Source organism: Kaistella sp. (assembly GCF_049588135.1).
Lineage (GTDB): Bacteria > Bacteroidota > Bacteroidia > Flavobacteriales > Weeksellaceae > Kaistella.
The window spans coordinates 1-20,209 of the sequence record NZ_JBAVFG010000238.1; the positions used below are offsets into that span (position 1 = coordinate 1).

Sequence of the window (20,209 nt, forward strand, 5' to 3'; positions counted from 1 at the left end):
GTTCGAAAAGCTTTACAATTTTTACTAATTACGGATATTCATAATTATTTCTATAAGAAGTAAATTTCATTAAATTTGTCAAACTTTTCTCTATGTACAAATCCCTTATTCGCCCGATTCTTTTCAAATTCGATCCCGAAGAAGTTCATTATTTTACTTTTTCATTATTAAAGAATTTCCCTTTTCTTGCCAAAATTTTTCTACCAAAACCTATTGAAGACAAACGTCTTGAACGCGAAGTTTTCGGTTTGAAATTTAAAAATCCCGTTGGTTTAGCCGCAGGTTTCGATAAAGATGCCAAAATGTTCCACGAACTTTCAAATCTTGGTTTTGGCTTTGTAGAAATCGGAACTTTAACGCCGAAACCGCAAGACGGAAATCAGAAAAAAAGATTGTTCCGTTTGAAAAAAGATTCTGCAATTATCAACCGAATGGGCTTCAATAATGGCGGAGTTGATGCTGCGGTAGAACGTTTAAAGAAAAATAAAAACGTCCTCATCGGCGGAAATATTGGGAAAAACAAAATCACTCCCAACGAAAATGCCGTCAACGACTATATTATTTGTTTTGAAAAATTGTTTCCAGTTGTCGATTATTTCGTGGTGAATGTGAGTTCGCCGAATACGCCAAATCTTCGGGAACTTCAGGACAAAGAACCTTTAACAAAATTGCTCGGAACGCTTCAAGAACTCAATTCAACAAAAGAAAAACAGAAACCGATTCTTTTAAAAATCGCTCCCGATTTAAGCGACGATCAACTTTTAGACATTATTGATATTGTAAAAGAAACGAAAATCGCTGGCGTAATCGCAACTAATACAACGCTTTCGAGAGAAAATTTAGTTTCAGAAAACAAAACCGAAACAGGCGGACTTTCCGGGAAACCTTTAACAAAACGTTCCACGGAAGTCATCAGATTTCTTTCCGAAAAAAGCGGAAAATCTTTCCCCATAATCGGCGTGGGCGGAATTCATTCAGCGGAAGATGCGTTGGAGAAACTCGAAGCCGGTGCAAGTTTGGTGCAATTGTACACGGGATTTATTTATGAAGGACCGGAATTGATCCGAAAAATCAACGAAAAATTTTTGGAAAATTATTGAAAATTTCACCGCAAAAGTCACAAAATATTTATTGTTTTAAGCAATTCAAAAGCAAGCAAAAGAGTATGTTTGGTGAGTATTTATAGTTGTTTTAAGAAAAAACTTTGTGACTTTTATGGTTTTAAATTAAATAAAAAAATTGGCAATCGTATAAATAATCAGACCAACCAAACCGCCGACTAAAGTCCCGTTCACACGGATAAATTGCAAATCTTTGCCGACTTCCAATTCCAGTTTTTCACTGAGTTCTTTTCCTTGCCAATTTCCGACGGTTGAACTGATTAAAACCCCGAATTGATGTGTCTTTTTCAAGATGTATTTGTAGGCCGTCACCCGAACCCAATGGTCAATTTTGTTTTGAAAAACTGGATCGGTTTTTAAATTTTCAGAAAGTTCAGCCAGATTTTTTTGGAGATAATTTTTCAAAGCTGAATGTTCTTCTTCCAGTTCTTTAGACAAGGATTTTTTGATAGAATTCCAGATGTCGGTCGAATATTGAGTGATTTTTTCTTCCCTTAAAAAGTCATTTTTAATGCTTCGGAATTCTTCAACCCACTTTTCCTCCGTTTTAATTTCCTTAGAAAAAGAATAGAGTTTTTGGGTGATTTCATTTCTTAAAGTATGGTTTTCATCCAGTTCAACTTCTTCAAAATATTTCGAAAGCCCGTTGGTGATTTTATCGGCAATATTATTATCTACAAACTTCGGTATCAAAAAATAACTTTCATTTTTTACTCTTTCCTTCACCATTTCCTGATTGTTCAGGACATATTCTTTGATCTGCTTCGAAAGGTTGGTGATGAATCTTTGATGGTCTTTTTTATCTAAAATATATTCGAGACCATTGCCGATGATTTCATTGATTTTTAAATCATCAGACATTTCTTTTGCCTTTTTTCCAATGAAATTTACAACTTCAGTATCATCGAGTTTATTGAGAATATCCAAAACAATATTCGAAACCTCTTTCATTAGATTTTCCTGATTGCGCTCTTTCGAAAGCCAGTCGCCGACAAAATGTGAAATCCTTATTTTCTGAATATAGGGCCGGATATTTTGCGGCGAAAGAAAATTATCAACTACGAAATTCCCCAGATTATCCCCAATTCTTTCTTTGCTGTTTTCAATCAAATTCGTGTGCGGAATTTTAATGCCAAGCGGATAATTAAAAAGTGCGGTTACTGCAAACCAATCAGCCAAAGCACCGACCATCGCAGCTTCGGAAAACGCTCGAATGTAGCCAATCCAATGGGCAGGATTTTTCTTTTCCAAAATCGTCATCCCTACAAAAATCACTGCCATAAAAACGAAAAGTCCTGTGGCGAATGCTTTGTATTTTCTGAGTTGCTTTTTTTTAGTTTCGTCGTTCATGTAAACAAATTTAAGTAAATTTGATGGATGAAATTTCTTGTTTCAATATTAGTTTTCATTTCTCTGCAAATGTGTTCTCAGGTAAAACAACCCGAAAAATCTACCTCAATGGAAAATTCAACAACAAAAAACAATCCATATTATTCCCGAACCGACCGAACAAAATTGAACGTTCCGAATTCTGAGTGGAAAAAAATTCTCTCGCCCGATTTATATGCAGTCGCCCGGGAAGCCGCTACAGAAAGACCTGGAACGGGAAAATATAATAAATTTGATGAATTAGGCGAATATTATTGTGCGGTTTGTGGCAATCATTTGTTCCGTTCAGATGCCAAATTTTCTTCCACTTGCGGATGGCCAAGTTTTTTTGAAGCCGACAAAGAAGGCGTAACATATCACCGGGATTCTTCGCACGGAATGGAAAGAATTGAAGTTTTATGTAAAAGGTGCGATTCGCATTTGGGTCACGTTTTCAATGATGGTCCGCCACCGACCGGGACGAGGTTTTGTATGAATTCTGTGAGTTTGGATTTTGTGGGAGATTCGGAGAAGAAATAAAAAGTTATCATGCTGATGAGACTCTCAGAGTAAATTTATACTTTTATCTTTATTTCACTTAACTTTGATTGCTTGTCCTAAATCCATTTATTGAACTTTGAAGCCTACCCTTGAAATAAAGTTTTCGACTTATCCTTTTCACAAATACTAAAAAAACCCCTTCAAAGTGTAAACTGAGAAGGGGTTTTGTTTTTTCTAAATCAAAGGCGCACCAACCTGCAAATCACATCGGTGATGAGGTTCGCCATGCGCAGGATTCAAAGCTGGTTTCGGACCAACATCTGCCGTAGAAGCCGCTGGCGAAATAGGATTCGTATTAAAATTATTGCTTGAAACATTTTGTTGAGGCATTACCTGAGTCGCTGCATTTTGTGCCGGTGCACTATCAATTGGTGCTCCTACTGGGATCTCGCAACGATGATAAGGTTGCCCATGCTCGGGATTCAATGCAGGTCTAGCACTTGAATTCGTTACAGCAGCAGCGGCGGCGGCAATCTCCTCAGGTGTCACGGTTGGGCGTAGTTCAACATTATTTGCTATTTTAATTGCAGAATTTGTATTTTCACTTTTTACAGAATCACTTGATGACGTTGTAATTGATGCGTTTTCTGCTAACATTTCTTCTTTTTTATCACACGAAAAAAGAATTGCAGCACTTGCTATTAATAATGGTAATATTCTCATGTTTTCTATTTTTCTCAAAAGTATGAAATTTAATTAGAACTTAAAGTCCAACCCGAAATAGACGTTTGCTCCCATAATCGGCGCGTAAACCATTCCCGCATCAAAATAATTTCCGAAAGGATTTTGTACATCGATAATCGGATTGTTCTGGGTATAACCTGTCAGGTTTTCTCCACCAATATAGGCGCGAATATTTTTGTTAAAGTTTCTGGAAATCTGCGCATTAAGCGTTGAATAACTTTTTGAAAATTCAGGTAATCTGAATTCTGAAGGATTAGAATTTAAATTAGGAAGTTTCTGTTTTCCAATTAACTGAAGCGTTGCATCGATGTTCCAGAAAGCACCATTATCCGTTTTGTCGGTAGAGTAAGAAGTGTTGAAAAAACCTCTGTTTTTTGCCATAAACGGAATTTCTCTTTTTCCGCCTAAGAAATCTGCCTGAACATCGTAATATTTATAGGCCAATCTCATTTCTAAATTTCTCGCAGGCGTAAAATCCAATTGAGTTTGAAAACTGTTCGCGAAAGAGTTTCCTTCTAGGTTATAGTAAAAGATTTTCTGCGGCGAAACATCTAAATCGGTTAGCACTTGATTTTGGAAATCTGTTCTAAAGAAATCCGCAACCAATGTTGCTTTTCTATTAAATAATTTGAATTCCTGCTGAACACTAGCTCCGTAATTCCAAGCGATCTCTGGCTGTAAATCATAGATTTTTCCACCATTTCCTAAAATTTCAATTTGTCTGTTTGATCCAAAATATTGCTGACTTTCTGCAAAAATATTCGCTGTTCTAAAACCTCTTCCAGCTGAAAGTCGAAGAATTGTTTTAGGAGTCATATCATATTTAAAGTTCACCCTTGGGGTAAACTGCGTTCCAGCTAAATTATGAAAATCTGTTCTGGCTCCTGCAACCAAAGTATATTTGAGTCCTGTTAAAGTATATTCGAAAAATACTCCGGGAACGGTTTCTGTTCTTTTATAATTTTGAGTTAGATAATCTTCATCATACTGATCGTATAAAAAACTTGCTCCGGTCTTAAATTTATTATTGGTACTTCCGATAATACTTTCAAAAACTAAATTGGAATAAAAGGTATTTTGATTTCCCCAATAATTTCTATGACCAAAGAAACTATTTTGTTGATGTGTCGTAAACTGATTCATCCAGCCAATACTTTGATAAGGTTTGTCTTTGAAGATATAACCAGTTTTGTTCCAGATTTCAAAGCGTGAAAGATCAATTCCAACTCCGTAAGCACTTTGTTGTGAACGGTCATTTTTTTTATCAAAAGCTGTTTGTCCACCAAATCGTTCATCTTTCACAAAACTAATTCCGAAATGTGAACCTAAGCCTGAATTTTCTAAATCATTATAATTCAATAAATAAGCAGCATTAATTTGATTTCCAGTTGGTTGATCTAAAAATCCATCATGATTAGAATCCGTCTTTCCTAAAGTCGCATTTCCATGTAGCAAAATCGTTTGGTTCCATTTTTCATCAAGTTGAGAAGTGTTTGTGATATTGGTTTCTAGTCTTCCGTTCACATCACCAAAAAAATTGATTGCAGTTTCTGGTTGCTCGTTGAATTTCAAAAGTTCGGTATTGATTTGTCCAGTAATACTTTCATATCCATTTACGACTGTACTTCCTCCTTTTGTTAATTGGATGCCGCCAATCCATCTTCCGGGGATTAAATTGAGTCCATAAGGAGCTGCCAAACCACGGATTGATGGCAAGTTTTCTTTTGTTAATGCCGTATATTTTTGGTCAAGACCTAACATTTTCAATTGCTTGGTTCCGGTTACCGCATTGGTAAATGAAACATCCACCGTTGCGTTGGTTTCGAAACTTTCCGATAAATTACAACACGCGGCTTTCAACAATTCTTTGGTTCCGATATTAAAGGTTAGACTCGCTTCTTTCTTGCTTAAAGCTGTGGCGTCAGCCAATTTAATTAATCGAACTTCTTCAATCGATTTATCGAAATGATCGGCATTTTGAGAAAAATCTTTTTTCGGTGTCGGCGCAGGTGCTTCTTCATGGTGAACCAAATCGCTTTTTACACCTAAAGGTAATTCCCGGTCATACAAACAACATCCGGGAAGATTTTTGTAAGTATCATTTTTAGAATTGTACTTTTCGTTATCGTGTCCAACCTCTGCAATCTTTTTTAAAATCGAATCTGCTGAAGTTTTTGTTGGATTAAAGTTTAAAGTTACAATCTGTGTTTCTGCGTCCCAGCTTGCAGAATCGGCACCTGCGTTTCCAGCTGCTTTTTCAATTCTTGCTTTACAAGAACCACAATTTCCGCGGACAAAAAACTGATTTTCTTTTTTTGAAGATTGTTCAGTGGTTTCGTTCTTTAGAAAAGAAGATTCTCTTTCATAATGACAACAGGAAGGAAGGTTTTCGTAAACAGTATTAGTTGCTGTGAATTTTTCATTGTCGTGTCCAACCTCTACAATTTTCTTCAAAATTTGATCTGGTGAAATTTTGGCGCCATCAAATTCGATTTCTAGTTGTTGAGTATCAGCGTTCCAGTTGGCGGCTTTTGCGCCTGTTTTTTTTGCGGTACTTTCGATTCTTTCTTTACACATTGCACAATCTCCTTTGACCATGAAAGTTGATTTTGTAATCGTTTGAGCGTATAAGAAGGAAGTGAATAATAAGGCAAATAAGCAAAGACTTTTTAATAAAGTTTTCATTTTTAATAATAAGTTAATTAACAGAATAAGTTTGCCAAAAGAACATTCTTTTGGCTATAATCTAATGTGTTAACCTATTTTTGGCGGTTGCCAAATGTTTTGAATATTAGAAGAGAAATAAGAATTTCCGTATTCAAAATTAATTTCCTGAATAAAGAAATGTCTTTGTAAAGTTGAATTAAATTCCGGAGTAAGATAATTCATCACAAAATGAACCGTGCAAGAATGACATTGGGTACAATCGTCGCCACAGTTGTTGTTCTCAGACTTATTTTTTGAATTTTCAGTGTGACAAGATTTTGTCTTTTCTTTTTTGCAGCAATCTTCTTTAATCGATTTTTGGTCGCAGCATTCTATTTTACTTTGAGCAAATATCATTTGTTTGGGAAGAATAAAAATACCCAACCCCAAAACAATAAAAAATATTTTCAAAGTTCTTAACATGCTTTTGCAAAATTAATAAATAAAATGGAACTAACCTGACAATCGTTAAACCTTCTTAAATATAGTTAAAAATTAACCATTCAATTGCCTGATTGCTAATTAATTGTAATTTTGCCAACTGAAAATCATTTAACATAATATAGAATGAAGAAGGTTCTTTTACCATTAATAACTGTTTTATTTTTCGCAACCTCTTTTTATAAATTAGAAGACTCAAAGAAAAACTCAACAAAAACTCCTTTAAATATACAACCGCAAAATTTAGTCCTAAAAGCAAAGCCGAAGTCCACTGTGAAATATGCGGAAGAAATATACAACTCAATTAGTTTCGACAATATCAATCAACTCCAATCCGAGGTTTTTTCCAAAGCCTTTTTAGGATTTACGAATCTTAAAAAAGAAGGAAAATTAGATAAAGATGCTCATCTACTAACGATTTGCGATTTTTCGCTGTCCTCTACAGAAAAAAGACTTTGGGTCATCGATTTGAATGAAAGCAAAGTATTATACAACACTTTGGTAGCCCACGGCAAAAATACGGGCGAAAAATTCGCTCAAAAATTTTCTAATACCGAAAGTTCTTTGCAAAGCAGTCTTGGCTTTTTCATTACAGAAAGTACCTACAATGGCTCAAACGGCTATTCGCTGAAGTTGGAGGGAATGGATTCCGGCTTTAATGATGCAGCTTTGAGACGGGCGATTGTGATGCACGGCGCAGATTATGTAAGCGAAGGTTTCATTAAGAGTCAAAAACGTCTTGGTCGAAGTTGGGGATGTCCTGCGATCCCTCGTGCTTTGGCTGAACCAATCATCAATACCATTAAAGGAAAGAATTGCCTTTTCATTTATTATCCCGACAATCAATACCTTACCAATTCGAAATGGTTGAAAATTGAGGAGAATATCTAAAAACATTACAACATAAAAATCCCGGTTAACAATTGCTAGCCGGGATTTTTTAAGATTTATTTTAATTCAATCGGGTTGTTGTTTTTCTTAAATTCTTCTTTTTGACGATCCTCCATTTGCTTTCGTTGATTAGGATTCATCTGAATTCTCATTTGACTTCCCATACTTGCCATCGCTGCCGTTGGATCTTTTCGAAACTGTTCTTGTTGCTTTTCGAAGGCTGCTCGCTTAACGGCAATTGTAGAACCTCTTTGTTCGAAGTTGGCAACTTCATTAATTTTTTTAGCTTCCTTTAAATCAAAACTATAATCTCCTTTAGAATCTTCAACTTTTACAATTAAGCCAGGCAATCCTGAAAATTTATAAGGACCATCTTGAAAAGGAACTTCTGTCGTAAACCATGCATACCAAGTTCTTCCAGCGAAATTAGCCACTGCTTTCTGGGTTTTATATTCACCAATTTTTACTGTTTCCGGAAGGATTTCCCAATTCATTGGTCGGTCTTCTTCATAGGCATATTGATCCCCTAGAATTCTTGCTTTATACAATTTTTTTCCAGTTTTATAATCTTTTTCAATAATGAAATCCATGTTTGTTCTGAGGTTCTGCATTTGGTTTCTATCAAAATTAAAACTTCCAGTCTGTCTCATTCGCCCCATAATAGAATCTCTTTTTAATCTATTTTCAGGATAGAAAATAGAGTTCCCTCCTGAAATGTCAAGATTCGCTAATTCTGTTTTTGTGCTATTTCTATCGGTAGAATCTGGTTTCATAGTGACCTGATATACAAAACGATTTGCTTGTGCAAAAATAATTTGGGCACATAAACCCAAGATTAAAAGGGTGATTTTTTTCATTCTTTAATAATTTGATTTTTGATAACAAATAGTTGTAAAAGTTAAATTTTGCCATCTATAACATTGATAGACAAATATACCGAAGCAAATTTGATATTCATTATATTATTAGTAATTTTGCAATCTAAAATGATTCTAAATAAAAACAATGATAAAAGTAAGCGATCTAGCAAAAGAAAAAGCCATTCAGTTAATGACTGAAGATGGTTTCAAACCTTTTGAAGATTATATAAGAGTCGGTGTAAAAAGCGGCGGTTGTTCCGGTTTAGAATATGTTCTGAAATTTGATAATGTAAAAACAGATTCAGATCAGGTTTTTGAAGATAATGGTATCAAAATCATTGTTGATAAAAAATCAGTACTTTATTTAGCAGGAACAATACTAGAATTTTCAGCAGGGTTAAACGGGAAAGGATTTGTGTTCAATAATCCGAATGCAAACAGGACTTGTGGTTGCGGAGAAAGTTTCTCTTTATAATTTGAAGTTCAGAAATTTTTAAAATTTGAAGATTTAGAAATTCAATCAGAAACTTTAAGTAGAAAAATCGGAACGGTTATTAATTATTTAAAAAAGTAATGAGTTAAAAAAATCAAAATTCAACAAATTTTGAACTTTAAACTCTGAATATACAGAATGGCTACAAAATATACAGAAGACGATCTACGGGTTGATCTTGAAAACCAAAAATACGAATACGGTTTTACCACAGATATAGAATACGATGATTTCCCAATCGGGTTATCAGAAGATATTGTGAGAATGATTTCTGCAAAGAAAGAAGAACCCGAATGGATGACCGAGTGGCGTTTGGAATCTTACAGAATGTGGTTGAAAATGGAAGAACCGGATTGGGCCAACGTTACTTATGAAAAGCCCGATTTTCAGGCAATTCGATATTACGCAGCACCGAAAGTAAAACCAGAATTAGCGAGTTTGGATGAAGTAGATCCTGAGTTATTGAAAACTTTCGCTAAGTTAGGTATCAACATCGAAGAGCAGAAAAGACTTTCTGGAGTTGCGATGGATATTGTTGTCGATTCAGTTTCAGTGAAAACCACTTTTCAAATTACTTTAAAAGAAAAAGGAATTATTTTCTGTGCAATTTCTGAAGCAATCAGAGATTATCCGGAATTGGTTCGTAAATATATCGGGAAAGTTGTGCCAAGAGGTGACAACTTTTATGCAGCCTTAAACTCCGCTGTTTTTTCAGATGGAAGTTTCTGTTATATTCCAAAAGGAGTAAAATGTCCGATGGAACTTTCAACTTACTTTAGAATCAATCAGTCTGGCAGCGGACAGTTTGAAAGAACTTTGTTGATCGCAGACGAAGGAAGTTACGTTTCTTATTTAGAAGGTTGTACTGCGCCTGCAAGAGACGAAAATCAATTGCACGCCGCTGTAGTAGAACTTTTTGCAATGGATGATGCAGAAATAAAATATTCAACCGTTCAAAACTGGTTTCCTGGAGATTCAGAAGGAAAAGGTGGCGTTTTCAATTTCGTAACAAAACGCGGAATTTGTGAGAAAAATGCAAAAATTTCCTGGACACAAGTTGAAACTGGTTCTGCCGTAACTTGGAAATATCCGAGTTGTATTTTGAAAGGTGATAATTCGGTGGGCGAATTTTATTCGATCGCGGTGACCAATCATCATCAATATGCAGATACAGGAACGAAGATGATTCACATCGGAAAAAATACAAAATCAACGATTATTTCTAAAGGAATCTCTGCCGGAAAATCAAACAATTCTTACAGAGGTTTAGTGAAAATGATGCCTTCTGCAAAAGGAGCGCGAAACTTTTCACAATGTGACTCTTTATTAATGGGGAATGAATGTGGCGCACACACTTTTCCCTATATCGAAGTTAAAAATCCGACGGCACAACTTGAACATGAAGCCACGACTTCAAAAATTGGGGAAGATCAAATTTTCTATTGCAACCAAAGAGGAATCAGCACAGAAAAAGCAATTGCATTAATTGTCAACGGTTTCGGAAAAGAAGTTTTAAATAAATTACCGATGGAATTTGCCATCGAAGCTCAGAAATTATTAGAAATATCTTTAGAAGGAAGTGTTGGATAAAAAATGATTGTTTCATTTTAATATCCATCTCAAAACTTATTTCTTAAAAGAAATTATATATCATAACAGTAAAAAAACAGGAAGTAATTAACTTTAAATTATCTAATTACCTCATTTCATATTATGTTAAAAATTAACAACTTACACGCCAAAATAGAAGACGGCGCAGAAATCTTAAAAGGAATCAATTTACAAATTAATCCCGGTGAAGTTCACGCGATTATGGGGCCAAACGGAGCCGGAAAATCCACTCTTGCTTCGGTTATTGCTGGAAAAGAAGATTATGAAGTAACTGACGGAGAAATTATTTTCGAAGGAAATAATATCATCGAACATGCGCCAGAAGAAAGAGCGCACGAAGGAATTTTCCTTTCTTTTCAATATCCCGTAGAAATTCCTGGAGTTACCGTAACCAACTTCATTAAAGCAGCCATTAACGAAAATCGAAAAGCAAAAGGTTTAGAAGCGATGCCTGCAAAAGAAATGTTGGCTTTGGTGAAAGAAAATTCGGAGAAATTGAATATAAAAAGAGATTTCTTAGCACGTTCACTGAACCAAGGATTTTCTGGAGGAGAAAAGAAACGAAACGAAATTTTCCAAATGATGATGCTCAATCCGAAATTGGCGATTCTCGATGAAACCGATTCAGGATTAGATATTGATGCGTTGAGAATTGTTGCCGACGGTGTAAATTCTTTCAGAAATGAAGGAAATGCCGTTCTTTTAATTACGCACTACCAAAGACTTTTAGATTATATTCAGCCCGATTTTGTACACGTTTTAGCCGACGGAAAAATCATCAAAACTGGTGATAAATCGCTCGCTTTAGAATTGGAAGACAAAGGATACGATTGGCTTTTGAATTAATTTGGAATTTGTAAACCACAAAGTTCCTTTTAAAATGTCGAATTTCAAATCAATACAATGGCTTTATTAGAAAATATACAAAATAACCACGCTGCTTTTTTAGAAACTTTGAAACATCGTTTTCTCGATGAACAAAGAGAATTTGCTTTGAAAAAATTCTTTCATTTTGGCTTTCCAACTAAAAAAGACGAGGAATATAAATACACGAACTTACGCGAAATCACCGAGAAGAATTACAATTTCTTTCCGAAAGAAGCGCATACCATTTCCAAAGAACAAATTGCTGAATTGCATTTGGGCGAAGAATTTTTTGACTGGATTGTCTTTATTAATGGTCAATTAAGTAAAGAATTATCAAAAATTTCTATTGAAAATGTAGAATTGTTATCGTTCAATTTCGCTTTGGATGACCCAAAACACAAGGATGTTTTCGATCAATATTTCAATAAAATAGCTGATCAGGAATTAGCGTTTACGAATTTGAACACCGCTTATTGCAAGCAAGGATTTTTCTTGAAAGTTCCAAAGAATGTCGTGATCGAAAAACCAATTCACGTTTTCTATATCTCTCAAAATCAAGATCAAAACACGGTTTACAACACCCGAAACTTATTAATTGCCGAAGAAGGTTCCAAAATTGAAGTCATCGAAAGCCACCATAATTTCGATGAATCTTACGTTTTCACCAATTCCGTAACAGAGATTTTCACGGCTAAAAATGCAAAAGCAGATTGGCATAAAATTCAGAATGACAGCGATACTTCTTATTTGGTAGATCACACTTTTGCAAAACAAGAACGCGACAGTTTAACGACTGTGAATACTTTTTCGTTTGGTGGAAAATTGGTTCGAAACAACTTAGATTTCATTCATAACGGTGAGAATATCAATTCTTTCATGAATGGAATTACGATTATCGACGGCGAACAATTGGTCGATCATCATACTGCGGTTCATCACAAAACGCCAAATTGTGAGAGTTACCAAAACTATAAAGGAATTTACAAAGGCAAATCTCACGGAGTTTTCAACGGTAAAGTTTTCGTAGATAAAATCGCTCAGAAAACCAATGCTTATCAACAAAATAACAATATTTTGCTCGATGAAGGAGCGTCGATTGACACTAAACCGCAACTCGAAATTTTCGCAGACGATGTGAAATGTTCGCACGGTTGTACCGTTGGTCAATTGAATGAAGATGCATTATTTTATCTTCGTGCCCGTGGAATTTCCAAGAAAGAAGCGCAGGCAATGTTATTGTTCGCCTTCGCCAACGATGCGATGGAAAATATCGATATTGAGCCGCTTAAAGTTAAAATATCCAAACTTTTAGCAGAAAAGTTAGAAGTAGATATGGAATTTGAAGATATTTATTAAAATTATATTCGAAAAAATCAATAAAAACGGGCTTTTGTCCGTTTTTTTTGTTGAGGTTAGTCACTGGTTTTAGCCTGAATTTATCTTTCTAATAATCTGAGGAAATTTGGTTAAATATTTTTTATAAATTTATCCATTTGTTAAGTGCTTAGCGTTAATAAAAATTATAATTCTTTTCAAACATGAATTTAGAAAATATCACCAACGAACTGAACGTTTACAAAGAAAACAACCAAATCTTTGAAGCTGCTCATTTTTTAATTGAATCATTCGGTCTCGAAAGTGATAATTTCGCAGGTTTTGGTTTTCGTCCGGAATTAGAAGTCAACAAAATGTTGCTCACCACAGAAGGCGAATTGGGTGAAAAACAAAAGGTGATGATTCCCCAAAATCTCTTCGATTTCGATTTAGTCGTAAATATGGTTGTGCACGAAATGTTACATGTTCGGCAAAAATCACCAGAAATTTTAGTAGAAGACAAAAACGAAAGAGAATTTCAGGCGTATTATGAAATGCTTTTCCATAAAGTTTTCCCGAATGTTTCCGATTTTCATAAAAAATTCTTCGGCGAAAATGTCCAGACATTTTTTTATGATCTTTTTATGCAACTTACTATAGGTTGGAAATGTAATATTTTTTTATTTCGTAGTTTTTAATTTTTCATTGGTCTCAATGAATACTTCGTATTTCCTGAACGGTTGTATCCACGCTCACATCAGAATCGTTGCTATCGTTTCCATTAATGCGGATGTTTTCCCGGAAGATTAATTCCATTCCAGATTCCCCGATTCTATTACGAAAATGAGTGAGTTCACTAGAAGCACAAGGTGGAATAATAGAAAATTGTTTCAAACCGCAAAAATATTGGTAATACAAATTTTCTGTCCATTGTTCTACACACTTTCATCGGAAACATTGCGAAGATGTTTTAAAATTAAAAGTCCAACCATCAGTCGAATCGGTTTTGCAGGACGACCATTATCAGCACAGTACAAAGGCGAGAAAGCATCTTCAAAACTCTGCCAAAAAATATACAAGGGATGCGAATTGTTGAGCGTATCTTCAAGATAGAAGAAAAAATTGGCTTGGGAAGAGTGCTTTTGCTTGGAAAGCATCACTAAAATATGCAAGGATTATTACATAAAGATACGTTTTTTTGCAGATATAAACAAGATTTTTAACACACAAATAGCTATTAGTCAGTATCTTAAATGTTTTTTAATGGTTGACGATTTATTGTAATCATTATCCATTCAATGAAAAAAAGTGGCTTATTGTCTTGGACGTTTTTTGAAATGAAAAAGCCAGAAATTACTTCCGGCTTTTATTATTGATGGTATTGATGACAAATGATGATTTTTTATTTCACAAATAATTTCTCTGTTTGTGATTCTGAACCTTGTACTATTTTCACCAAATACATTCCTGATTTTAAACTTTTTATAGAAATCGCTTTTCTTGAAGAAGATTTTCTACTTTCCGTTATTAATAATTTTCCTGATAGATCATAAAGATGAATCAATACATCTTGATTAGATTTGTCAATGTTTCCTACAAAAAACTCATCATAAGTTGGATTTGGGAATACCACATACTTATTTCCGAGTGAATTAACATTAATTGTGGCAAGTGTTGCATTGCATTCTGGAGGATAGGAAAAATTTTCTACTTGATCAGTCCCAATTTCTTTATTACCTGCCGAAGCTGTAACACCCAAACCTCTTTTTGCAAATGCTCCCCATATCATGCATTTATTCTCCCCGCCTGTTGTTATTTGATCGGCTTGTAGGATTGCATTTCTTCCATCAATAAAGCTCGGATTGCATTCCTGAAGTTTTAATCCATCCATTACCAATTGGAGTACTTTTGCATTTCCGGAATTAGGATTTGCTAAGACATCGTTATTATAGCCGTATTTTTCTACATATTTCCAGGTAAGATCCCATAACATGGTGGCCCAGATAAAACCAAACGCATGGGGGCCTGTAACGGTATTTGTTTTTCCATAGGTATAATTATTGATAGCGAAATCTGGTGAATATTTCGCGAGCCTTAATCCAATTCCGTTGGTTGGTTGATCGAAAGAATAGGTTCCCATTCCTCTTGCTAGTGCTGAATTATCTCCAGGTCTTGCGGTAAGCATTAATGCAAAATAATCGGACCAACCTTCACCCATTTGTTCTATAGAAACTGATTCCAAAAGGCAACTGTATCCTTGACCAGTTAAGCGATTAGAAATACCATGTCCATATTCATGAATAACAATTCCGTTATCTAAACTTGAGTGTTTAAAGCCATTAAAATCATTTACCAAGGTTGTGTTGATCGTTTCTCCACCAGTAAGTTCTGTTACAAGAAAGCTTCCTTCTTGTCGTCCCATATTGATGGTAGGAATTGTTACTTGCCCACCATAAGTTCCGCCACCCATAGATAGTGTCGCATCGTCATTTGGACTGTAAATAATTGCACCAATGGCTCCGGCTTTTTGAGCATTTAAAACCTTTAAGCCAAACTCGCAAGTTCCACGAGCAATCAGTGAGATTTTTCCGGTGAGACTTCCAGCAGCGGGCTGCGAACAAGCATCTTCCGGAGCAGAAATTTTTAGATCGCCTGTTACAGACTCGCCTTCAAATAGTAATTTCCCAAAAGCTGCACTCCCTGTCATCACTTTCGGACGAGAAGCAACACCTGCAGGAGAATTAAATTGGTATCTCCCGATAGGATCATCATTAGATTGTGCTCTATCCCAAACATACATCTGCATTCTTGGTGCTAAAAGATAAGTAGTTCCTTCGAAGATTGTTTCATAACCCGGGTTAAAATTTGCATTGTTAAGACCGCTGCCATCAAAAGCTTCTGCTAATACTGCATCATTTCCCATTCCTCCATTGCCAAAATTATTGGTTTGATAGTTTCTTGCTGATTCGGTAAAGCCAAACTTATAGAACACGTCATGAATTTTATTATTCATGTAAAACAAATTGGTAATTGCCGTGTCTCTATAATTAAAAGGACTAAAATTTCTACCTTCGGTATAGGGGAAATTAAACTTTAAACTGGCTCCTCCGTCCGGTGAGTAACCTGGTGTATTTGTATTGGCCTCATCAGAATAGGCATAAACATTATTTCCTCTTGTGTTGGTGTAATTATTTGTACCATCGGAATGCCATCCTTCTGGTGATGCAATTAAATCCCATGGATTATTAATTACTGAAATTGCACCAAATGTTGGCGCCTCTGTCGGAAGTGGAAAAATCTTATAAGATGCAGGAGTTGGAGACAAAATAATATTGTTGATTGACTGTATTTGAGTTAAATAATTTTTTGAAACAGGTTTATTATGTTGCTCTGATGAAGGGAAGTTTTCAAAATTACAATCTATCGTTAAATTGCCTTTTAAAAGAATTTCACCTGTTGTCGCGTTTACAATAAGATGCCAAACATCAGAAGAGTTTTTGTCTGAAATAAATACTTCATTGCACAAAATGTAAGAATTGTTTTTTTCAAAATAAACATTGGGTAGATATTCTATTCGGGATAAATCCTTCAAATTTAATTTGCTTTTGAGAATTTCTTCAGAAACTCTAACATCTGAAATAGGACCTTCAGCGGAAGGAATAGAGATTTTATTTTTAAAATCGTTTTTTTCAGAGATAATTTTACCGTTTTTCAAAATGACCTTTCCCAAAGCGTTGTACACCCGAAGACCATTGTAGGTTTGTTGTACATTCACGATGTTCGCATTCATACTTTTGGAAGCATCTTCATTTAAAATAATGACGCCTGCTTTGTGATCCGTCTTTAAGAGTGCGTTATTTTGTTGATAATAATCCCGGATGACTTTTTCGGAGTTTTGCCCGTTCAGTTGATTAAAGGCAAAAAATACCGCCACAGAAAGTGGGGTAAATAATAATTTTTTTTTCATGATTAGGTTGTTTTTAAGAAATTAAAAGTAAGAACATTTTTTAACAATTGAACTATATTTTAATGATTTTGTTATTTAAAAAAATCATTAGTTCGTTATAAAATGGTATTTTACTGATAATTTGGCTTAAAAACAACAGCAGTTTTTCACCGAAATTTCAAATGCATCTTTCTGTAAATTGGCTTCAAAAGCCCAGAATCTTTAGTAAAAAATAAAAGCGAAAGAGAATTTCAGGCGTATTGCGAAATGCTTTCCATAAAGAATTTCCTCTCATTCCTGATGTCTCAGATTTTTACAAAAAATTCTTCGGCGAAAAAGCTTTGGAGTATTACAAAAGAATGGGAGAAAACTCGGAATTGCAACAGAAATATTTCGATGAAAAAATTGAAGTGGAAAATTTGATTAAATCTCTTTAGCTTACCCAACGATCAAGAGTTTTGATGACTTTCCATTTTCCATTAACTTTTTGGAAAATAGAAGTGCTTCCTCCTCCTTCTAAAGGTCCACAAGATTCTGAAATTTTCACAATACAAATATTTTTATTCAGATTAAAAATTGGTTCAGAGTAATTTCTTATACATTTATCCCCAAATTTGATTTGGAATTTTGCCCAATAATCTTTTGGACTAGTATAATTATTTTGAAGTTCTTTCAAATCTGCGCTTTTTATAATATTCAATTCTCCATAAATTTTTCCCTTATCTAAATCGAATTGTTTGGAATCGTAAGGAACGGTTTGGAAAATTAAATAGTCAATATCATTTGATGAAAATATTGAGTCGTTTTTCAACTCAATTGAATTAAAAATTATTGTATTTTCATTTAGTTTTTCAGTATTTAAATTTACAATTTGAATATTTGTTGCAGAGTTGGACTTATAAAGATAACTTCTGGAATTATTATTAATCTGATCATTAGCAATATCATCCGCTATAAGTTGATTTAAAACTTCATATTTTAAGTTTAAATTTTCATCCTTTTTCTTACAGGAAAAAAGAAGAGCGATTAAAAGTAGAAATAAGATATTTTTTCTCATGACAGGATTTAAATTACCCTAGAAACCCTTCCAAAATTTCACACGCCGATTTCGGTAAATTGGTTCCCGGTCCGAAAATAAAATCTGCACCATTTTTATACAGAAAATCATAATCCTGTTTCGGAATTACACCGCCAACAACGATGGTAATGTCTTCTGCACCCAATTTTTTTAATTCGGATACAACTTCTGGAACAAGATATTTATGTCCCGCCGCCAAAGAGGAAACGCCCAAAATATGAATATCATTTTCAACGGCTTGTTTCGCAACTTCTTCCGGAGTTTGGAAAAGTGGAGCAACATCAACATCAAATCCCATGTCAGCGAAAGCGGTTGCGACTACTTTTGCGCCACGATCGTGACCATCTTGTCCCATTTTCACGACCATGATTCTTGGTCTTCTGCCTTCTTTTTCTTCGAAATTTTCGGCTAAAGAAAGAGCTTTTCCGAAGTATTCATTTTTGCTTGCATTCATGGCATAAACTCCTTGTATGGTTCTGATATTGGCTTTGTATCGTCCGAAACTCTCCTCCATCGCATCGCTCATTTCACCCAAAGTTACTCTCCTTCGTGCGGCTTCAATGCAGATTTCCAATAGATTTCCGTTGCCGGATTTTGCAGATTCTTTTAATTTTTCTAAAATTTCTGAAACTTTTTCCGAATTTCTTTCCGCTTTTATTGTATTTAATCTTTCAATCTGCTTTCTTCGAACTTCAGAATTATCAATATCCAAAATATCCAATTCCATTTGTTTTTGAGTAGATTTAAAAGAATTTACCCCAATAATAAATTCTTCGCCGCTATCAATTTTCGCTTGCTTTTTTGCGGCAGCTTCTTCAATTCTCATTTTCGGAATTCCCGCTTCGATGGCTTTCGTCATTCCGCCTTCTTTTTCCACTTCATCAATGAATTTCATGGCTTCATCAATCATTTGTTGCGTTAAAGCTTCCACCAAATTGCTTCCGCCCATCGGATCTACAACATCGCAAATTCCACTTTCTTGCTGTAAAATTATTTGGGTATTTCTCGCAATTTTCGCAGAATAATCGGTTGGCAAAGCAATCGCTTCATCCAAAGCATTCGTATGCAAAGATTGCGTTCCGCCCAAAGCTGCCGACAATGCTTCAATGGCAGTTCGCGTAATATTATTGAAAGGTTCCTGTTCAGTTAAACTCCAACCTGATGTTTGCGAATGTGTTCTTAAAGCTAAAGATTTTTGATTTTGAGGATTAAATTGCGTTAAAAGACTTGCCCAAATAAATCGTGCCGCTCTCATCTTCGCAATTTCCATAAAATGATTCATCCCAACTGCCCAGAAAAACGACAATCTTGGAGCGAAATCATCGATTTTCATTCCTGCTTTTATTCCGGTTCTGACATATTCTAAACCGTCTGCCAAAGTATAAGCCATTTCTAAAACCGGCGTTGCACCAGCTTCCTGCATGTGATAACCAGAAATGGAAATCGAATTAAATTTCGGGATATTTTTAGCCGTATATTCGAAGATATCAGCGATAATTTTCATCGACGGAGTTGGCGGATAAATGTATGTATTCCGAACCATAAATTCCTTCAAAATGTCATTCTGAATGGTTCCCGAAAGTTTTTCCTGAGAAACGCCCTGTTCTTCTGCGGCAACGATATAAAAAGCCAAAATCGGCAAAACCGCACCGTTCATCGTCATGGAAACCGAGATTTCATCTAAAGGGATTTCATTGAATAAAATCTTCATGTCTTCGATGGAATCAATCGCAACGCCGGCTTTTCCCACATCACCTTCAACTCTCGGATGATCGGAATCGTAACCGCGATGCGTTGCCAAATCGAATGCAACCGACAGACCTTTTTGTCCGGCTTTTAAATTTCTTCTGTAAAATGCGTTTGATTCTTCGGCGGTAGAAAATCCTGCGTATTGCCTAATCGTCCAAGGTTTTTGAACATACATCGTAGAATATGGACCACGCAAATAGGGCGCAATTCCTGCGGAAAATTGTTTTTCAATTAAATTTCTTGAATCTTTTTCGGTGTAAGAAGATTTCATTTCCAAACCATCTTTTTCAAAAAAGTAGGGAAGTTTGTCTTCAGATTTTATGGTGAAATCGGGGTTTTGGTACTGTATTTTCCTTCTCATAAGTTCGTATTTGAGGTCTTAAAAATAAGCAATTTTAGATTAATATTTTGTGACTAATTTTCAGAATTAAAGAGTATTGGTTTACAATCCTTATTTAATAAGAAAAATCTTATTTTTGTTATTTAAAATGAAAAATGAAAAAAATACTTTTTGCTACT

Annotated in this window: 15 protein-coding genes and 1 pseudogene; 7 read left to right on the plus strand and 9 right to left on the minus strand. The window is 35.0% G+C overall.

Features of this window, described 5'->3' with window-relative positions:
• Positions 1-92 precede the first annotated feature (92 nt).
• Positions 93-1,100, plus strand: a complete 1,008-nt coding sequence (locus WBY99_RS12685) for a quinone-dependent dihydroorotate dehydrogenase (protein WP_423976701.1) — start codon at positions 93-95, stop codon at positions 1,098-1,100.
• Positions 1,101-1,226: 126 nt separating this feature from the next.
• Here WBY99_RS12685 and WBY99_RS12690 read toward each other — a convergent pair whose 3' ends face one another.
• Positions 1,227-2,471 (minus strand): DUF445 domain-containing protein, encoded by a 1,245-nt coding sequence (locus WBY99_RS12690; protein WP_423976702.1) that lies wholly within the window; start codon positions 2,469-2,471, stop codon positions 1,227-1,229.
• 69 nt (positions 2,472-2,540) lie between these two features.
• Between WBY99_RS12690 and msrB the strand changes: the two genes are divergently transcribed.
• Complete coding sequence (gene msrB / locus WBY99_RS12695; protein ID WP_423976715.1) at positions 2,541-3,029, plus strand: peptide-methionine (R)-S-oxide reductase MsrB; 489 nt, start codon at positions 2,541-2,543, stop codon at positions 3,027-3,029.
• A 195-nt stretch (positions 3,030-3,224) separates the two neighbouring features.
• Here the strand turns inward: msrB and WBY99_RS12700 are convergent, their stop codons facing one another.
• From WBY99_RS12700 to WBY99_RS12710, 3 genes are all read right to left on the minus strand, one after another.
• The gene (locus WBY99_RS12700; RefSeq protein ID WP_423976703.1) at positions 3,225-3,713 is read right to left on the minus strand and encodes a hypothetical protein; all 489 of its coding nucleotides are present in this window, start codon (positions 3,711-3,713) and stop codon (positions 3,225-3,227) included.
• A gap of 33 nt (positions 3,714-3,746) precedes the next feature.
• Entirely contained in the window at positions 3,747-6,419 is a 2,673-nt protein-coding gene (locus tag WBY99_RS12705) for a TonB-dependent receptor domain-containing protein (RefSeq protein ID WP_423976704.1), read from the minus strand.
• A gap of 69 nt (positions 6,420-6,488) precedes the next feature.
• Positions 6,489-6,797, minus strand: coding sequence for a hypothetical protein (locus WBY99_RS12710; protein WP_423976705.1), 309 nt, complete (start codon positions 6,795-6,797; stop codon positions 6,489-6,491).
• A gap of 210 nt (positions 6,798-7,007) precedes the next feature.
• On the opposite strand from WBY99_RS12710, the gene WBY99_RS12715 reads away from it, so the two are divergent.
• On the plus strand, positions 7,008-7,772 hold the full coding sequence (locus tag WBY99_RS12715) for a murein L,D-transpeptidase catalytic domain family protein (RefSeq protein WP_423976706.1): 765 nt from the start codon (positions 7,008-7,010) through the stop codon (positions 7,770-7,772).
• Between the two features lie 56 nt (positions 7,773-7,828).
• Here the strand turns inward: WBY99_RS12715 and WBY99_RS12720 are convergent, their stop codons facing one another.
• Positions 7,829-8,629, minus strand: a complete 801-nt coding sequence (locus tag WBY99_RS12720; protein WP_423976707.1) for a GLPGLI family protein — start codon at positions 8,627-8,629, stop codon at positions 7,829-7,831.
• A gap of 148 nt (positions 8,630-8,777) precedes the next feature.
• Between WBY99_RS12720 and WBY99_RS12725 the strand changes: the two genes are divergently transcribed.
• From WBY99_RS12725 to sufD, 4 genes are all read left to right on the plus strand, one after another.
• A complete protein-coding gene (locus WBY99_RS12725; RefSeq protein WP_423976708.1) occupies positions 8,778-9,107 on the plus strand; it encodes a HesB/IscA family protein in 330 nt (109 codons plus the stop codon).
• Between the two features lie 156 nt (positions 9,108-9,263).
• Complete coding sequence (gene sufB, locus WBY99_RS12730; protein WP_423976709.1) at positions 9,264-10,715, plus strand: Fe-S cluster assembly protein SufB; 1,452 nt, start codon at positions 9,264-9,266, stop codon at positions 10,713-10,715.
• Between the two features lie 123 nt (positions 10,716-10,838).
• Positions 10,839-11,582 carry a Fe-S cluster assembly ATPase SufC gene (sufC, locus tag WBY99_RS12735; RefSeq protein WP_423976710.1) on the plus strand — a complete coding sequence of 248 codons (744 nt, stop codon included), beginning with the start codon at positions 10,839-10,841 and terminating at the stop codon, positions 11,580-11,582.
• 57 nt (positions 11,583-11,639) lie between these two features.
• On the plus strand, positions 11,640-12,959 hold the full coding sequence (gene sufD / locus WBY99_RS12740) for a Fe-S cluster assembly protein SufD (RefSeq protein ID WP_423976711.1): 1,320 nt from the start codon (positions 11,640-11,642) through the stop codon (positions 12,957-12,959).
• 572 nt (positions 12,960-13,531) lie between these two features.
• Here sufD and WBY99_RS12745 read toward each other — a convergent pair.
• From WBY99_RS12745 to scpA, 4 genes and pseudogenes are all read right to left on the minus strand, one after another.
• Positions 13,532-14,074: pseudogene (locus WBY99_RS12745) on the minus strand (transposase); the annotation flags it as partial.
• Between the two features lie 245 nt (positions 14,075-14,319).
• Complete coding sequence (locus WBY99_RS12750) at positions 14,320-16,884, minus strand: T9SS-dependent M36 family metallopeptidase (RefSeq protein ID WP_423976712.1); 2,565 nt, start codon at positions 16,882-16,884, stop codon at positions 14,320-14,322.
• A 412-nt stretch (positions 16,885-17,296) separates the two neighbouring features.
• Positions 17,297-17,920 (minus strand): hypothetical protein, encoded by a 624-nt coding sequence (locus tag WBY99_RS12755; protein WP_423976713.1) that lies wholly within the window; start codon positions 17,918-17,920, stop codon positions 17,297-17,299.
• Positions 17,921-17,933: 13 nt separating this feature from the next.
• Entirely contained in the window at positions 17,934-20,051 is a 2,118-nt protein-coding gene (gene scpA, locus WBY99_RS12760) for a methylmalonyl-CoA mutase (RefSeq protein ID WP_423976714.1), read from the minus strand.
• Positions 20,052-20,209: the final 158 nt, after the last annotated feature.